Source organism: Nocardia sp. NPDC004151, from assembly GCF_042874235.1.
GTDB lineage: Bacteria > Actinomycetota > Actinomycetes > Mycobacteriales > Mycobacteriaceae > Nocardia.
Genome location: NZ_JBIAMR010000013.1, coordinates 152,548 through 168,718, shown reverse-complemented (window position 1 = coordinate 168,718; position 16,171 = coordinate 152,548). Strand labels below are relative to the sequence as shown.

The window sequence follows — 16,171 nt, the reverse complement described above, 5'->3', positions numbered from 1 at the left end:
CGATTTGGTCGAGGGCAACGATTCGGCGACATTTGGTCTTCGATCGGACCACCGAATCAATTTCCGTTCATTCAGCGTTGGAGTCGATGCTCCATGAAGCGCTGGACCCGATCGCGGTGGACCGCGGACCAGGCCTGGACCCGCACCGCCCACCAGGGCGCCACCTCACCGGGTTTGACGGTGACGGCGTGCGCGATGAGGTCGGAGGCTTCCTCGACGGTCAGGGCGGGTATGCGACGGAAGTCGGTGGGGGCGCTCATCCTGGTGTGGACCAGTGGCATGTAGACCGAGGTGGTGCTGACGCCGTCGGCGGCGATCTCCGCGGCGACGCTGCGCAGCCAGACGTCGAAGGCCGCTTTCGAGGCGCCGTAGGCCGACCAGCGCGGACTCGGTGGCATGAGCACGCCCCAGGTGGAGACATTCACGATGTGCCCCCGCCCGCGTGCGCGCATGGCGGGCAGCAGGGTCAGCAGCAGTCGCACCGGGCCGAGGTAGTTGATGTCGATGGTGCGGGTGAAATCGTGGAAGCGGTCGTAGGACTCGGCGATCGGGCGGCGAATCGACTTGCCCGCGTTGCTGATTACGACATCGATGTGCCCGTGCTCGGCCAGCAGCGTCGCGCCGAGCCGGCCCACGGCATCCATGTCGGTCAGGTCGGTCGGGTACACGTGGGCGACTCCGCCCGCGGCCGTGATCTCGGTGGCCAGCCGTTCCAATTCGGGCCGCGAACGCGCTACCAGCAGCACCTTCGCCCCCGCCGCGGCCAGCTTGCGCGCACTGGCCTTGCCGATGCCGTGCGAGGCCCCGGTCACCAGCACCACCTTGCCGGTGACAGCCGTCCGCAACGACTCCTCGGCGGGCCGGAATGTCGGGTACAGCAGCCGGATCGCCAACCGCTCGGCGCGCGAACGCCGATGGTGTGGGACCGGAGTCTCGTCCACCAGTCGACTGTATCGCTCGGGGCTATCCCCCGGCACCGATGATCCTTTCGATATTGCGCTCCGCCAGCGCGGCGATCGTCAGTGAGGGATTGACCGTTCCGGTGCTGCCGGGCACCGCCGCGCCATCCATCACATAGAGGTTCCGGTATCCGCGCACCCGGCCGTATTCGTCCGTCGCGCGTCCGATTACCGCGCCGCCCAACGGGTGTGCGGTGAACGAGGCGTTCGCTTCCAGGTCGGGCCGAGCGATCGGCCCGCAGTGACAGGTCATGGAATCGTTGACCTCGCGGGCCCGGGCGAGATACCCGGCGGCGCCGTCGACCGGCCAGAGCAGGTCCACGCGCCCGTCGTCCGCGTAGACGAACCGGCCACGGGTGTCGTCGAGCACCAAGCCCAGCGATCCGAGCAGGCCGATATCGAGGGGCGTGGTGCCGGGGATGAACCAGCTCTCCAAGGACACGGGCGCGCCCCTCTCGTCCAGGATACGGCTCGCGGAGGGCGTGCCCTGGGTGCCCACTGCGAGCGTGGTGAGCGGCCGGGACAGGGCGACATCGCCGTTGCTGCCCCAGCCTTCGCCGACATGCTCGTTCAGGTTCGGCAGCGCGCCGGTCGCCCGGGCTCGCACCAGGAGTTCGGAGGTGCCGACCGAGCCGGCGGCCAGGAACAGCATGTCGCAGGTCAGCGTTCGGGTGCGGAGCGCTTCGCCGGTCGGGGCGAGGGTGGTCACCGTGACGGCGTAGCGGCTCGGCTCCGCGGCGATGGCGTCCACGCGCTGGCCCGGGTAGATCCGGGCGCGGCCGGTGTCCTCGGCCCAGCGCAGGTAGTTCTGGTTCAGATCGAACTTCGCGCCGTTGGAATTGCCGAGGTCGGAACAGCCCACCGTCGCCGATGGCAGCGATCGCCCCGCCAGCTCGTCGCGGATGATGTCCCACCGCCAGGTGCCGTCGAGGGGCTGCGGTGAGTATCCGGCCGCGCGGGCCTGTTCGTCCCAGGCGCGGGAGTGCGCGAACGCGGGGGAGCGGAAGATGTCGTCCGGTATCGGGCTGGGCCGCAACATCTCTCGAACCCTGGGGTAGTAGATGTCGTGCATCTCGCGGTAGCCGACCACGCCGCGGAACACGTGTTCGAAGAATCGCTGTTCCGGCTCGATCATCACCCCGGTGAACACGACCGAGCCGCCGCCGACACACGCGGCGCGCCATACGTCGATGCCCGGGTAGCTGCACACGTCGAGGACGCCGCCGAAGGAATCGACGGCCACCGGGATCCGGGTCGCCCCGGTGAAGCTGGTGCGATGCCAGAAGCCGCGGCCGTCGGGAATCGTGTCGACGGCGAAGATGTCGCGCCACGGATCGTTAGGCCAGCGTGATCCGCGCTCGAGCACCGCGACATCGATCCCGGCCTGCGCCAAGCGCAGTGCGGTGACCGCCGCCCCGAACCCTGATCCGACGACGATCGCGGGTACGTGATCGGGCGGATCGGGCAGCGGCGCGAAGATCTCCGGCACCAGCGCGCGGTAGATCGGCGTATTCGGGCTCTGACCAGCAATATCCGCGCGTGCGACGGACGTGGCCGAACCGGTGCTCGCGAGGCCCAGCAACGCCGTGGCCGAGCCGACGCCCGCGAGGAAACGGCGCCTGTCCATGGCGCGCCGGTCGCCCGATCCGACCGTCATCCCAGCACCTGTGGCAATCTCATAGCGAATCATTATCATAAAGAGCAGGTCGGGGGGTGAGGTGACAGATGTTGACTCGCACATGGACTCGGTGGTTGCTCACACACGGCTTTCTGCGGACCTACCTCCGGTGGTCGGCGCGCCGGGGTGAACCCTTGGGAAACCTGGCCTTCGGGTCGGACCGCCTGCTCGGCTCGTCGCCGTATCTCGAGGAGATCAGGCGGCGGGGTCCGATTCCCCGGATGTCGGGTGTGTACATCACCACCGATTACGCGGTGTGCCGAACCATCCTTCGCGACCGCAGCTTCGGCGTGGTCTCGCCCAATCATCCAGGTCTGCCGAAGCCGATCCGCTGGATGCTGGCCAAAACGGATCTGGGACTTCCGAACCTGGGGGAACCGCCCTCGATGCTGGTGACCGATCCGCCGGATCACACCCGATATCGACGCACCGTCGGGCAGGCTTTCGGCCCGAAGGCGATCGCGACCCTGGAGCAGCGCATCGCCGAGGTGGCCGATGACCTGATCGATCGCCTGGAATCGAAGCCTCGACCCGATCTGATCAGCGATTTCTCCGCGCAGATGCCCGTCACCATCATCGCCGAGATGCTCGGGCTGCCCGCCGACATGCATTCGACCCTGCTGAAGTGGGGCGACTCCGGCGCGCCGCTGCTCGAGCGAGGTCTGGACTGGAGCACCTACCGCGACGCCATCGAAGACCTGGTGGAGGTCAAAGAATACTTCGACCGGCACCTCGACGGGCTCGGCGACGAACCGGGCAATGACGTGCTCAGCATGCTGGTGACAGCGGGCGACATGACCCGCCGCGAGCAGGTGGCCAATGCCGCCCTGCTGCTGGACGCCGGATTCCTGACCACCATCAACATGCTCGGCAATGGGATCGCCCTGCTGGCAGGCAATCCGGACCAGCTGGAACAGTTGGCCGCGCAGCCGTGGCTGTGGCGCAACGCCGTCGAGGAGATCCTGCGCTATGACGGTCCCGTGCGGATGACCGGCCGGGTCGCGAACTGCGACGTCGACCTCGATCATCAGCGGATCCCATCGGGTTCCCTGGTCCTGCTGTCCTTGGCCGGCGCCAACCACGACCCCGCGGTCTTCCCCGATCCCCATCGATTCGATGTGACCAGAGACAATGCCGCGGAACATCTTTCGTTCGGCAGCGGAATCCACGGCTGCCTGGGATCCCGGCTGGCCCGGCTGGAAGGCTCCATCGCGCTGCCCGCCCTCTTCGATCGCTACCCGAATCTGTGCCTGGACGGCCCACCGATCCCGCACCCTCTGCGCAACCTGCACGCCTACCGTTCCATGCCCGTCAAGCTGGGCGCGCGAGCGACCCCTGGCTGAGGCCCTGCTCGGCGGCCCGGATCTTGCGGTAGACGCGCCGGTCGTAGCGCAGCGGCCGGGGGAGCAGCGGCCAGGCCCTCCGGACCGTGCCCGCGAAGACCCGGAAGCCGAACTCGTCGAGCCGATTCCAGTCGATGCCCAGGATCTCCCGGCCGCGTTCGGGCATCATCGCGGCGACCAGCCAGACGTTGAATTCCATGAATGGCCGCCGGATCACCGTCCACGCCCAGGTCGGCACCCCCGGTACGGGGGGAATCGGGATGCCGGCCGCCCGAAGCGCGAAGTCGGTGGTCTCGTTGGCCTCCAGCTCGTCGGCGAGCATGTGCTCCCAATACGCCTGGAACTCTTCGTAAGTCCCGAACACCGGCTGCGCCGAGAGCCCGTAGCGCTCCCACCAGGTGACGCCCTCGGCCCAGAGCTGCTGCTTCTGATCGCCGGTCAGCGGGGTGCCGAAGTATTCGTTCATGGCCATGACGGCCTCGACGAACGTGACGTGTGTCCACCAGAAGATGTCGGGATTCAGTGCGTGATACCGCTGTCCGTGGTGGTCCACGCCCTTGATGTCGCGGTGGTAGTCGCGTACTCGTACGGCCGCGGCGGACTCGGGCGGGTCGTAGATGGAGTCCTCGATCCGAGGCACCGAGCGCAGCAGCCGATCCCACGGGTCGTCGAAGAAGTTCGAATGCTGTTGCAGCGCCGCGGAAACGGCGGGGTGCATGTTCTGCAGGGTGCCGGAGCGCCCGAAGAACAGTTTGAGGCGATGGTCGCCGAAGTACTCCCACAGCAGTGAGCCGGGGCCCAGGGGCGCGCCCCGCGGAACGGTTGTCGGCTGTTCGATCTCTGCTGCGCTGCTCATGGCACGGCCTCCACGTCATTGGGAACTCCTGCCAAAGAGTGCAACACATTGTCTCTCTTTGTCGCAAGGCTATGCGACAGATTGTGTCGCACTGTCGCAAACGATTAGACTCCGGTCAGGAGGTGCGCCCGGTGGAATCCCCCTTGTCGTTGCAGGCTCTGCTCACGGCCGTCGAACCCGACGACGCCGTGGACACCCGCATCAAAGAGGCCGCCCTGGAACAGTTCTCGCTGGTCGGCATCCGCCGGACCAGCGCCGACGACATCGCCAAGCGGGCCGGGGTCAACCGGGCCACCCTCTACCGGCGGATGGGCGGGCGCGAGGAGATCACTCGGGCCGCGTTCGCCCACGAGGTGCGCCGGACCCTGGCCGAGATCGAGCGTGGGATCGGGGATATCGCCGATCCGCTGGAACGCCACACCCGTGGCTTCGTCGTCACCGTGAGCACGCTGCGCGACCATCCGCTGCTGCGGCGGCTGCTCGCCGTCGATCGTGACGAGGTGCTCGGCTGGCTCACCCTCGAGGCCGGTGAGATTCTCGGTATAGCAACCGTGTTCGTGACCGAGCAGGTCGGCGCGGCCCGGGCGCAGCTCGGACTGTCGGGGGACGACCAGACGGAGTTCTACGCCACCACCATCGTGCGGCTGATCCATTCGCTGGTGCTGACCCCGGACGCCCCGCCGCTGCTGGACTCGGAGGAGCGGCTGCGCGACTATGCCGTCCGCTACCTCCAGCCCTTGTTGACCGCGCCCTGACTTCGATTCACTCGGCGGCGAGATGCTTTCGCCGCGAGACGATATGGATGCCGACCACCAGGGCCCACACGGGCAGGACCCAGGCGATGCGGATCTCCGTGGTCACCGCGATCAGCATGAAAAGCGCTGCGGCCATGGACAGCAGGCTCAGCCAGCGCGGGAACGCACCGGTGACGCGGCCGAGATTGGCCAGGGAGAGCATGAATACCGCGGAGATGCGCGGTGCGATGACGGTGATCAGGGTGATGCCCAGGCCGTGGCTGGCCGGGTAGGCGTCCGCGGCGATCGCCGGGCTCGCCTGCTGGGCGAGGGTGGCCGGCACCGCGAAGGCGGCCACCGAAGTGAGCAGCAGTGCGATGAGGAGCACTCCGCTGCCGAGGAAGACCGTGGCGAACAGCTGATCTTCGCCGGTGCCGAGGCGGCGGCGGAGGGTGCCGATGAACCACAGCAGCGCGATCGACGCCACCACCATGATCAGCACGACGGCGGTGAGCCGGGTGCGATGGCCGGACTGGGAGAGCCACTGCTCCACGGTCGCGTGATCGGCGCTCCAGCCGGGCATGCCGCGCAGCAGCTCCACCCCGACCAGCGTCAGGATCGCGAAAACGATTCCGGTGAAGCCCATGGCTTCGATCGAGGCCATGCGGCCGGTTCCCCGTGCGGTTGGCGCCGTCACCTTCATGTCCTCGCTTCTTGTCGGTTCGGGTGGATCCGGTGTGGGAGAAAACCCGTCCGGATCGCGTCTGAGCTGGTCGATGCGATCCGGACGGCCGCAGTATCAGGGGGTGACGATCGCGAAATCGGGATCGGATTTGTCGAGCAGTCCGGTGAGCCGCTTCCACACCGTCGTGTCGCCCTTGGCCTGTACGTTGTCGAACGAGCCGGTGCCGATCAGTTGCAGCAGGCCGAGCTTGGTGAGGGTCATGTCCAGATCCGAGGTGTGGTCCCGGGTCGTGGGGTAATGGATCAGCGCCCCGTGGCTCAGTTCCATGCGGTAGTTCTCACCGCTGTCGGTGAAATGCCAGCTGATGCTGAACTTTTCGGACCAGGCCCGCTCGCCCACGACATTCAGCGAGAGAGTGTCGAAGAGCTGGGTGATGCTCATCGCCTTCGCCATCTCGGGGCTGGGCGCGAGCAGGGTGTGGGGGATGGGGTTGCGCAGTTCGAACGCGCCGGTGAGGAAACAGTTGCGCCAGGTGGCGTTTTCGGACCCGTAGGCCAGGCGTTCCAGGATCGAGGCGAGCGCCTTCTTCGCCTCGGCGTGGGACGGGTCGGCGAAGACCGCGTGACTGCCCAGTTCCGCCGCGAACCGCAGGTCGCCAGAACTCGCGAACTCCTTCACTTTGGCCACGGTCGCGTCCACACCGCCGAGCAGCCGCACGTACCGAGTGGCCTGTTCCTGTGGCGGATGCATCCACAGGTGTGCCGGGTTTGCGTCGTACCAGCCGAGGTAGCGCTGGTAGATGGCCTTCACGTCGTGGCTGATCGAGCCGTAGTAGCCCCGGTTGTTCCACTGCGCCGCCAGATCCGGCGCGAGCGGGAAGTCCTCGGCGATCTCGCTGCCGGTCTCGCCCTGGTTCATCCGGCGCACGGTCTGGTCGTGCAGGTAGGCATAGGTGTCGCGCTGCTGGGTCAGGAACTCGACGAGGTTCTCCCGGCCCCAGGTCGGCCAGTGATGCGAGGCGAAGACGACGTCGGCGCGCTCGGCGAACAATTCGATGGCCTCGGCGATGTAGCGCGACCACATGCGCGAGTCCCGAACCTGAGCGCCGCGCAGGGTCAGTATGTTGTGCAGGGTGTGGCAGGCGTTCTCGGCCATGCACAGCGCGTTGCGGTCCGGGAGCAGGAAGTTCATCTCGGCGGGGGCCTCGGTGCCCGGTGTCATCTGGAAGATGAACCGCACGCCGTCGATCTCCTCCTCCTGCCCGGTCGCGGTGATGTCGAGGGTCGGTGGCAGCAAACCGAATTCACCCGCCGACGCGATCGGGCCCAGGCCCATGCCGACCACGCCTTCGGGGTTACGTGGCAGGTTCGCGCCGGAGTAGTACATGCCGCGGCGCAACATGGCGGTGCCGGCGTACACGTTCTCGGAGATGGCGTGTTCCATGAAATGCTCGGGCGCGATGATCGGCACCGTGGTGTCCGGGTCGACCACGCCGAGCACGCCGCCGAAGTGGTCCGCGTGCGGGTGGGTGTAGATCACCGCCCGCACCTCGCGGTCGCCGCGATTCGCGCGGTAGAGCCCCAGCGCGGCGGCCGCGGTCTCCGTGCTGACCAGCGGGTCGACGACGATCACGCCGTTGTCGGACTCGATCAGGGTCATGTTCGAGATGTCCAGGCCGCGAACCTGATACACGCCCTCGCACACCTCGTACAGGCCGTGGATGGCCGTGAGCTGGGACTGCCGCCAGAGGCTGGGCGGGACGGTGTCCGCGCCCTTGCCTTTCAGGAAGTCGAAGGAGTCGGCGTCGTACGCCGTGCCGCCGTTCTTCGCCGGAATCACACCTGGTATCAGACGGGCGATGAATCCACGCTCGGCGTTCTCGAAATCGGTGCGGTCAACGGGTGCTGCTGTCATGTGTCACCTCACTGTTGGGTTTTCCGACTCTCGATCCAGTTGGTTCCGAGGTCGACGGCCTTGGCGACGGGCCCGAAGATCTCGGGTTCGGCCGCGACGATGCCGTCGACGCCGAGCTCGTCGGTGAGCCCGGTGTGCTGCAGGACCCGCGCCAGTTCGGGCTCGACGCCCGCGAGCACGAGTCGTCCGCCGGCGGTGTGCAATTCGCGGTTGTAGCGTTCGAGCAAACGCAGGATGGCGGAGGAGGGGATGTCGGGCATGGCGCGCAGGACCAGCACCAGCACCGCGTTCCGGGCCCCGGAGACATCGGGCAGAGCGGCTTCGAGCCGGGGCAGTTCGGCGAAGAAGCTGGTGCCGCGATAGTCGAGGACGGTGACCTCGCCGGACGGAAGCGCCTGCGGCACAGGCGCGGTGCACCATGCGCCGTCCGTATCGCGGGTCAGGCCGACCAGCTGGATCTGCCGCGCCGCCTGCACGCAGTACAGGAGCAGCGACAGCATCGCGCCGATCACGATGGCCTGCTGCAACGGCAGCTGGGTGGTGGCGGCGAAGGTGGCGATCATGGCCGCGGTGGACAGCATCGACGTGCGGGTCACCAGCTTGATGTCCTTGACCTTGCCCCAGATCAGTTCGCCGCCGACCACCAGGATGAGCCCGCCGATCACCGGCATCGGGATGCGCTCGGCCAGGCTGCCGCAGATGACCACAACCAGCGCCAGGAAGACGCCGGAAATGATGCCGGCCCAGCGGGTTCGGGCCCCGACCCCGGCCGCGACGCCGGTCCGGGACAGCGACCCGCCCGACGGCAGCGAGGAGAACAGGCCGCCGCCCAGATTGGCGATGCCCTGGGCGGTGAAGTCGGCATTGACGCTCGAGCGGCTGCCGTCCGGGTTCGGCATGGACGGTGCGACGCTGGCGGCCTGGGCCAGCGCGACCAGCGCCACCGACAGCGCACCGGCGGCCAAGTGCGGCATGGCGTCCCAGTTCGGTAGCGACAGCCCGGGCAACGCGCCGGGGATGCTCGCGATATCGGACACGAGTTCGATGTCGGTGCCCAGGATCGCGACCGCCACGCTGACCACCACCATGGCGACCAACAAGGCCAGGGCCTCGATCCTGGGTATCAGCCGGGCGACCGCCCAGACCAGGATGGTGCCGACGGCGACCCAGGTGGCCGAGGACTGCCAGTGCCCGATGCCGGTGAGCCAATTCCATACCTGCACAAGCTTGTTGTGCCCAGGCGGCTTGTAGCCGGTGGCGTCCTTGAACACGCCGGTCATGATCTGCAGGGCGATGCCGGTGGAGAAGCCGACCATGACGGCGTTGGACACGAAGCTCATGACCACGCCCAGGCGCAGCACGCCCATGAGCACCATGACCACGCCGACCAGCAGGGTCAGCGCGGCCAGATTGCCCGCGTCGTGCGGATCGAGTCCGGCGGTGGCGATGGCGGATTGGCCGGTGAGGGCGATCGCGCTGGTCAGGGTGGTGACCATGAGGACGGTGGAGGCGGTGAGCGAGCCCAGGATGGGCGGCACCACGCCCGCGTAGAGTCCGGCCACCGGATTGAATCCGGCGATGGAGGCGTAGGCCATCCCCTCGGGGATGCTGAACAAGCCGGTCGCCATTCCGGCGGTGACGTCTTTGGCTGTTGGTTTGCCGATGCGTTGCCGAATGCTCATCGCGCTTGCGCCCACGCGTGTGTCTCCTCGCTGCCCGATCAGCCGTCGACAAGCTGGAACCCAGATCAAGTAGAACGCAGCGCACTGCGTCCCCGAATAGCCTTACATAGACCGGGCGAACTTCCGGCAAATTGATACCGGTCTGTTGCTCAGAACTGGCCCCTGGACGAATCCGGACGTACGTCTCAGGATGAGACCTGGTCTTCACCGGTGAGGAGTGGGCATGGTGGCCGAGCAGCGCGTGGATTGGCTGACGGGCGGGGTGCGGAGGTCGGCCGCCTCGGATCGGATCGTCGCGGTCGCCTCGGAACTGTTCCAGACCCGGGGCTTCGACCGGGTGGGCATGGACGACGTGGCGGCGGCGGTCGGCTGCTCGCGGGCAACTCTCTATCGGCACTTCCCGGGCAAGGCGGCGCTGTTCGACGCGGTCATGGCCAAGTCGGCGGTGGGGGTCGCCGAGCGAGTGGCCGCGACCGTGCGGCGCTACGAGGGCTCCCGGCGAATCATCGAGGCGATCCTGGCGTCGGTGGCCGCTGTGCGCTCGGATCCGGTGCTGGCCAAGGGATTCGCCGGCACCCGGGCGGGCGGCAGTGACGGCGCGTTCGCCAGCTCGCCGGAGCTCGGGCGGATCGCGACCCTGCTCACCGGCGTCGCGCCGGATGACGAAGCGGTGCAATGGATTGTGCGCATCGTGCTCTCGCTGCTGACCTGGCCGCTGGCCGACGCTGCGAGCGAGCGGCGGATGGTGGAGCGCTTCATCCGCTGAAACCGGCCGGGACGAGCCCTTGTCTACTGTCTGGGACAGTCCTACACTTGGTCTATCGAACACGCGGTACCAGGTACCTTGTGTCGCACCAAGGATGGTCCAGATGGCGAATACCCTTCCGGCGCAGACCTATCCCCGGGCCCGCCGTATCAAGTTCCGATTCGATCGCGCTTCCAGCGACAAATACTTCGTCGAGAACGACATGGTCTACAGCCATTTCGTGGCCGGCATGTCCGGCGGCTTCCCGGCGGGGGAGGAGTCCTTCATCCGCTCGGTCCGCCGGGTGGCCGACCGGGTCACCGATCCGGTGCTGAAGAAGCGGGTGACCGGCTTCGTCGGACAGGAGGCCATGCACGGCCTCGAGCATCGCAAACTCAACGAAAAATTGGTCGAGCTGGGCTATCCCATCGCCTGGCTGGACTCGCCGCGGGCCGTCGAGCGTATGCGGTGGATCGAGGAGCGGGTGTCGCCCGAGGTGCACCTGGCCATGACGGCGGCAGCCGAGCACTACACGGCGGTCCTGGCGCAGCGCATCCTGTCCAGCGATGAGATCCAGGCGATTCCCGGCGATCCGGAAGTCTGGAATCTGCTGAATTGGCATGCGCTGGAAGAACTCGAGCACAAGTCGGTGGCCTTCGACGTCTTCCGTGCGGTCGGCGGCAGCGAGCGCACCCGCGTCGCGGTCATGCTCGCCATGTACTCGCTCACGCTGCCGCTGACCTATGTGACGCTGGCGCTGGCCGTCGGGCGCGATCCGGTCGCGCGGCAGCAGCCGATCCGCGTTGCGCGCGAGGCGTATCGGCTGTTCACCGGTCCGGTCTTCCACCGGCTCATGCCGGAGCTGGGCAAGTATCTGCGCCCCGGCTTCCATCCCGACGACATCGACACCTCCGCCCTGCTGTCCCGGTGGCAGTCGAAGCTTTTCGGCGACGACGGCCAGCTCGTCGACCACCTGAAGTAGTCACAACTCCATTGCCAGAAAGGACCGGCCAATGACGATCGGTCGGCAGGACTCCGCGTCCCTCATGCCCTACCCGAAGGTGCGGCGCATGCGTTTCCGGTTCGGCGACCCCGAGCCGATGGCGCACCAATTCGTCCGGGGCGACATCCCTTTGACACATTTGATCGCCGTGCTCTCCGGCGCCTTTCCGCCGGGGGAGGAATCGTTCATCCGCTCGGTGCGCAAATTCTCCGGGCAGGTCACCGATCCCGTGCTCAAGAAGCGGGTGGCCGGATTCATCGGGCAGGAAGCCGTGCACGGGCAGCAGCATCGGCGGTTGAACGAGCAGCTCGTCGAGAACGGCTTCCCGATCGTGCGGCTGTTCACCTTCACGCCGGGCGCGCTGCGCGAACGCGGGGTGATGGCGATCGAGAACGCGGTGCCGCCGGAGGTGCATCTGGCGTTCACGGCCGCGGCCGAGCACTACACGGCCACGCTCGCCAAACGGATTCTGAGCAGCCAGGAGATCCAGGACATTCCGGGGGATCCGGAGGTGTGGCAGCTGCTGAACTGGCACGCCTTCGAGGAACTCGAGCACAAGTCCGTGGCGTTCGACGTCTTCCGGGCCGCCGGCGGGACCGAGGTCGTGCGGATCGGGGTGATGGCGGGGATGTACGTGTTCACGATCCCGGTGGTGTCGCTCGGCGTCCTCGCCTCGATCCTCAGCGATCCGCGCAGCTGGCGGCCGTGGCAGGTGGCGCGGCAGACGGTGCGGCTGGCGCGCGGGCCCATCGTGAAGGGACTGCTGAGGGAGATGCGGCCCTATATGCGGCCGGGCTTCCATCCCGACGACATCGACACCGACGGGCTGCTCGCGCAATGGCAGCGAGAACTTTTCGGCGCGGACGGCGAACTGTCCGACCGCATCGGCTGAGCCGGAGGAGACCGACATGGCAACACAGCGCGGTGGCACGGGTGCGGCGTCCGCCGTCCGGCCCGATCACGAGGTCATCGTGGTCGGCGCCGGATTCGGGGGCATCGGCACCGGGATCGCACTGCAACGGAGGGGAATCCACGACTTCGTGATCGTGGATAAGTGGGATCGGGTCGGCGGCACCTGGCACGCCAACACCTATCCCGGTGTGGCGGTGGATATTCCGTCGTTCATCTACAGCTTCTCCTACGAGCAGCGCGGGGACTGGTCGCGGGTCTTCGCGCCCGGCACCGAACTGCGGGACTACGCCGAGGGCATGGTCGACAAGTACGGGCTGCGGGAGAAACTGCGGCTGAACACCACCATCATGGCGGCCGACTTCGACGACCGGAACAGTCTGTGGCGCTTGCGCACCGATGGCGGTGAGCAGCTCACCGCGCGGTACATCGTGCTGGCGATCGGCGGGCTGGAACGGCCCAAGATGCCCGACATCCCGGGACTCGACGACTTCGGCGGGACGCTGGTGCACACGGCGCTGTGGGATCACGATGTCTCCCTGGCCGGGAAGCGGGTAGCGGTCATCGGCACCGGAGCCACAGCGCTGCAACTGATTCCGGCGATCGTGGACCAGACCGAGCACCTGACCGTGTTCCAGCGGACGCCCATCTGGGTGTTCCCGAAGAACGACGCCGAGGTCGGGCCGCTCGGGCGGATGGTGCTGGGCAATACCGGGATCCGCACCGCCCTGCGGCTGGCGGGCAATCTCGGCACCGAGGTCGCCATGAGCGGCATGGTGGCCGGACCGGCCTGGCTGACCTCGACCGTGCGCCGGGCCGCCGAGGCGCCGATCCGCCGCTGGATGCGGTCCCAGGTCCATGATGCGGAGCTGCGGGAAAAGCTCACGCCGCGTTACGGATTGGGCTGCAAACGGCCATCCATGTCCAATGACTACCTGCGGACCTTCAACCGGTCCGACGTCAGCCTGGTCACCGACTCCATCGCGCGGATCACCGAGCATGGGGTGGTCACCGTGGACGGGACCGAGCACGAGGTCGACGTGCTCGTCTGCGCCACCGGCTTCAAGCTGTGGGAGAAGGGCTCGATCCCGCCGTTCCCTGTCCGCGGGCGTGGCGGGCAGGATCTCGAGAAGTTCTGGGACGAGCACCGATATCAGTCCTACCAGGGTGTTTCGGTGCCCGGATACCCGAACTCGTTCACGATCACCGGGCCGTACGGGTTCGTGCTGGGTTCCTACATCTGGATGATCGAGGCGACCTCGGCGCATCTGGCGCGGGTCATCGCCGAGTCCAAGGCGCGCGGCACCACGGAGGTCGAGATCCGGCAGGAGGTGCACGACGAGTACTTCCGGCAGTGCCTGCGCAGGCAGCGGAAGAACTTCTTGTTCACGCCGGTGTGCGAGGGTTCCAATACCTACTACCTCGACAATCACGGTGATTCGCCGTTCCGGCCGTCCACGCACGGCGAGATGTACTGGCAGAACCGGCATTTCGATCTCGACGTCTACCGCTACACGGTGGGTGCGCCGGTGGCGGCCGAGACGGTCGCGCTCTCGGAGGAGGTCTCGTGAAACTCGATGCCATCGATCCGAAACTGGTGGTGGTCACCGGCGCGGGCAGCGGGATCGGGCGGGCGACGGCACTGCGGTTCGCGCGTGGGGGATCCCAGGTGATCGTCTCCGATATCGACAAGGACGCGGCGCTCTCCACGGTGGCACTCATCCAGGCCGAGGGGCGGCGGGCGGTCGCCGCCCAGCTCGATGTGACCGATCCGCACGCCTGGGCTGCTTTCGCCCGGGACGTGCACGCCGATCACGGGGTGCCGGACGTGCTGGTCAACAATGCCGGAATTCTGGTCAGCGGGGCGTTCCTGGATCTCGAACCCGACGACTGGGAACTGCAGCTGGACGTGAACCTGCTCGGGGTGGTGCACGGCTGCCGGTCGTTCGGGCGGCTCATGATCGACGAGGGCAAGCGCGGGCACATCGTGAACATCGCCTCCGCGGCCGCGTTCACGCCGACGCCGGTCATGTCGGCGTACTCGGTGTCCAAGGCCGGGGTCAAGATGCTCACCGAATGCCTGCGGCTGGAGTTCGCGCCGAAAGGCGTGGGGGTGAGCGCGATCTGCCCGGGCGTGATCAATACCGATATCGCCCGGCACGCCACCACGGTGGGGGTGGATCCACGGCTGGTGGAGCGTGGGCAGCAGCTCACCGCGCAGCTCCAGGCGCTGGCCGAACGCCTGCCGTTCTCGCCGATGAGCCCTGATCTGGTGGCGCGCGCCGTGGTCCGCTCGATCCGCTACGACCTGGCGGTGGTCCCGGTCCGCACCGAGGCATGGCTGGGGTACTTCATGCTGCGGCTGGCGCCGGGCGTGAATCGCCGCATGACCCAGGCCTTGTCGATGGACCGCATCCAGGCGGCCGGTGAGCTGGTTTTCGGCAGGAGAGCGCCGTGACCGCTCGCGCCCACCAGCTGAAGGTGCGTGAAGTCGTCAGCGAGACCGCCGACGCGGTCTCGCTGATCTTCGATATCCCCACCGACCTCACTCCGCGTTTCGCCTATTCCCCGGGCCAGTACCTGACCCTGCGCGTCCCCAGCGACCGCACCGGCTCCGTGGCCCGCTGCTACTCCTTGTCCAGCAGCCCCCACTGCGACGACCGCCCCACCGTCACCGTCAAACGCACACTCGGCGGCTATGCCTCGAACTGGCTGTGCGACAACGTCTCTCCCGGCGACATCCTCACCGTGCTCGAACCCGCCGGCGCCTTCGTCCCCCGCGCCTGGACCCACGATCTCCTGCTCTGCGCCGCCGGTAGCGGCATCACCCCCATCATCTCCATCCTGAAATCCGCCCTCACCCTGGGCCGCGGCAACATCGTCCTGCTGTACGCCAACCGCGACCGCGCCTCCGTCATCTTCGGCTCCCGGTTGCACGACCTGACCCGCCGCCACCCTCGCCGCCTCACGGTGACCCACTGGCTCGAATCCGACCGCGGCCTCCCCACTCCCCGCGACCTCGCGACGTGGGCCCGCCCCTACCGGCGCCATGACGTATATCTCTGCGGCCCGACCGGATTCGCCTCAACGGTCCGCCAGGGCCTGGGTCAACTCCGTATCCCCGACCGAGCCATCCACCGTGAGGACTACCGTTCACTGACCGACAACCCCTTCGAACACCACACCCCAGTCGCGGCCACCCCGCAACCGGTCGACCCCACCGCCGCCACCGTCCGAGTCGACATCGACGGCGAATCCCACACCCTGCCTTGGCCCCGCACCAAGAAGCTCCTCGACGTCCTCCTCGACCACGGCATAGACGCCCCCTACGTCTGCCGCGAATCCGCCTGCGCGACCTGCGTCTGCACCGTCGAACAAGGCCGCACCCGCATGCTCCGGAACGAGTCCCTCATCGAGGAGGAACTGGCCCAGGGCCAGACCCTCGCCTGCCAAACCCTCCCCGAATCCGACGACCTGCACATCTCCTTCGACCCGTAACCCACCCGAGGACACGGGTCCGGTAGAACTCATCTCCTCGGTGACCTGCCCGCACGGCTACTGCACCGACCAGGGCAATAGGACGGTCACCGTGGCGCCGGCCTGGACGCCGCCGTCGACCACGACCACGCCGCCGAAGTGCTCGTGGTGGCAGATCTGGTGCTG

General features: G+C 67.5%; 14 protein-coding genes. 8 read left to right on the top strand and 6 right to left on the bottom strand.

Annotation, left to right across the window (positions count from 1 at the left end; translation table 11 throughout):
* Positions 1-71: 71 nt before the first annotated feature.
* On the bottom strand, positions 72-941 hold the full coding sequence (locus tag ACFYTS_RS26690) for an SDR family NAD(P)-dependent oxidoreductase (RefSeq protein WP_387307988.1): 870 nt from the start codon (positions 939-941) through the stop codon (positions 72-74).
* Between the two features lie 22 nt (positions 942-963).
* Positions 964-2,586, bottom strand: a complete 1,623-nt coding sequence (locus tag ACFYTS_RS26685; protein ID WP_387308065.1) for a GMC oxidoreductase — start codon at positions 2,584-2,586, stop codon at positions 964-966.
* A gap of 185 nt (positions 2,587-2,771) precedes the next feature.
* On the opposite strand from ACFYTS_RS26685, the gene ACFYTS_RS26680 reads away from it, so the two are divergent.
* A complete protein-coding gene (locus ACFYTS_RS26680; RefSeq protein ID WP_357288278.1) occupies positions 2,772-3,980 on the top strand; it encodes a cytochrome P450 in 1,209 nt (402 codons plus the stop codon).
* Here the strand turns inward: ACFYTS_RS26680 and ACFYTS_RS26675 are convergent.
* On the bottom strand, positions 3,949-4,836 hold the full coding sequence (locus ACFYTS_RS26675; protein WP_387307986.1) for an oxygenase MpaB family protein: 888 nt from the start codon (positions 4,834-4,836) through the stop codon (positions 3,949-3,951). The two genes, ACFYTS_RS26680 and ACFYTS_RS26675, sit on opposite strands and share 32 nt — an antisense overlap.
* A 131-nt stretch (positions 4,837-4,967) precedes the next feature.
* On the opposite strand from ACFYTS_RS26675, the gene ACFYTS_RS26670 reads away from it, so the two are divergent.
* Positions 4,968-5,591, top strand: a complete 624-nt coding sequence (locus ACFYTS_RS26670; protein WP_387307984.1) for a TetR/AcrR family transcriptional regulator — start codon at positions 4,968-4,970, stop codon at positions 5,589-5,591.
* Between the two features lie 7 nt (positions 5,592-5,598).
* Here the strand turns inward: ACFYTS_RS26670 and ACFYTS_RS26665 are convergent, their stop codons facing one another.
* From ACFYTS_RS26665 to ACFYTS_RS26655, 3 genes are all read right to left on the bottom strand, one after another.
* Positions 5,599-6,234 carry a hypothetical protein gene (locus ACFYTS_RS26665; protein WP_387307982.1) on the bottom strand — a complete coding sequence of 212 codons (636 nt, stop codon included), beginning with the start codon at positions 6,232-6,234 and terminating at the stop codon, positions 5,599-5,601.
* 135 nt (positions 6,235-6,369) lie between these two features.
* Positions 6,370-8,169: an alkyl sulfatase dimerization domain-containing protein gene (locus tag ACFYTS_RS26660; protein WP_357288288.1), complete on the bottom strand. Its 1,800-nt coding sequence runs from the start codon at positions 8,167-8,169 to the stop codon at positions 6,370-6,372.
* An 8-nt stretch (positions 8,170-8,177) separates the two neighbouring features.
* On the bottom strand, positions 8,178-9,866 hold the full coding sequence (locus ACFYTS_RS26655) for a SulP family inorganic anion transporter (protein WP_387307980.1): 1,689 nt from the start codon (positions 9,864-9,866) through the stop codon (positions 8,178-8,180).
* Between the two features lie 208 nt (positions 9,867-10,074).
* Here ACFYTS_RS26655 and ACFYTS_RS26650 point away from each other — a divergent pair, with 208 nt between their 5' ends.
* From ACFYTS_RS26650 to ACFYTS_RS26625, 6 genes are all read left to right on the top strand, one after another.
* The gene (locus ACFYTS_RS26650; RefSeq protein WP_357288292.1) at positions 10,075-10,617 is read left to right on the top strand and encodes a helix-turn-helix domain-containing protein; all 543 of its coding nucleotides are present in this window, start codon (positions 10,075-10,077) and stop codon (positions 10,615-10,617) included.
* A 103-nt stretch (positions 10,618-10,720) separates the two neighbouring features.
* Positions 10,721-11,578: a metal-dependent hydrolase gene (locus ACFYTS_RS26645; protein WP_387307978.1), complete on the top strand. Its 858-nt coding sequence runs from the start codon at positions 10,721-10,723 to the stop codon at positions 11,576-11,578.
* 31 nt (positions 11,579-11,609) lie between these two features.
* The gene (locus tag ACFYTS_RS26640) at positions 11,610-12,491 is read left to right on the top strand and encodes a metal-dependent hydrolase (protein WP_357288296.1); all 882 of its coding nucleotides are present in this window, start codon (positions 11,610-11,612) and stop codon (positions 12,489-12,491) included.
* A 16-nt stretch (positions 12,492-12,507) separates the two neighbouring features.
* Entirely contained in the window at positions 12,508-14,079 is a 1,572-nt protein-coding gene (locus ACFYTS_RS26635) for a flavin-containing monooxygenase (protein WP_387307975.1), read from the top strand.
* Positions 14,076-14,966 (top strand): SDR family NAD(P)-dependent oxidoreductase, encoded by an 891-nt coding sequence (locus ACFYTS_RS26630; RefSeq protein ID WP_387307972.1) that lies wholly within the window; start codon positions 14,076-14,078, stop codon positions 14,964-14,966. Before ACFYTS_RS26635 ends, ACFYTS_RS26630 begins: the two co-directional genes overlap by 4 nt.
* The gene (locus ACFYTS_RS26625) at positions 14,963-16,006 is read left to right on the top strand and encodes a 2Fe-2S iron-sulfur cluster-binding protein (protein ID WP_387307970.1); all 1,044 of its coding nucleotides are present in this window, start codon (positions 14,963-14,965) and stop codon (positions 16,004-16,006) included. Before ACFYTS_RS26630 ends, ACFYTS_RS26625 begins: the two co-directional genes overlap by 4 nt.
* The last annotated feature ends 165 nt before the right edge of the window (positions 16,007-16,171 follow it).

What these genes read in the sequence shown, in the direction of transcription:
- ACFYTS_RS26685 (WP_387308065.1), bottom strand. Translation starts at nt 2,586, where the DNA reads ATGGACAGGCGCCGTTTCCTCGCGGGCGTCGGCTCGGCCACGGCGTTG.
- ACFYTS_RS26675 (WP_387307986.1), bottom strand. Translation starts at nt 4,836, where the DNA reads ATGAGCAGCGCAGCAGAGATCGAACAGCCGACAACCGTTCCGCGGGGC.
- ACFYTS_RS26665 (WP_387307982.1), bottom strand. Translation starts at nt 6,234, where the DNA reads ATGGCCTCGATCGAAGCCATGGGCTTCACCGGAATCGTTTTCGCGATC.
- ACFYTS_RS26660 (WP_357288288.1), bottom strand. Translation starts at nt 8,169, where the DNA reads ATGACAGCAGCACCCGTTGACCGCACCGATTTCGAGAACGCCGAGCGT.
- ACFYTS_RS26650 (WP_357288292.1), top strand. Translation starts at nt 10,075, where the DNA reads ATGGTGGCCGAGCAGCGCGTGGATTGGCTGACGGGCGGGGTGCGGAGG.
- ACFYTS_RS26645 (WP_387307978.1), top strand. Translation starts at nt 10,721, where the DNA reads ATGGCGAATACCCTTCCGGCGCAGACCTATCCCCGGGCCCGCCGTATC.
- ACFYTS_RS26640 (WP_357288296.1), top strand. Translation starts at nt 11,610, where the DNA reads ATGACGATCGGTCGGCAGGACTCCGCGTCCCTCATGCCCTACCCGAAG.
- ACFYTS_RS26635 (WP_387307975.1), top strand. Translation starts at nt 12,508, where the DNA reads ATGGCAACACAGCGCGGTGGCACGGGTGCGGCGTCCGCCGTCCGGCCC.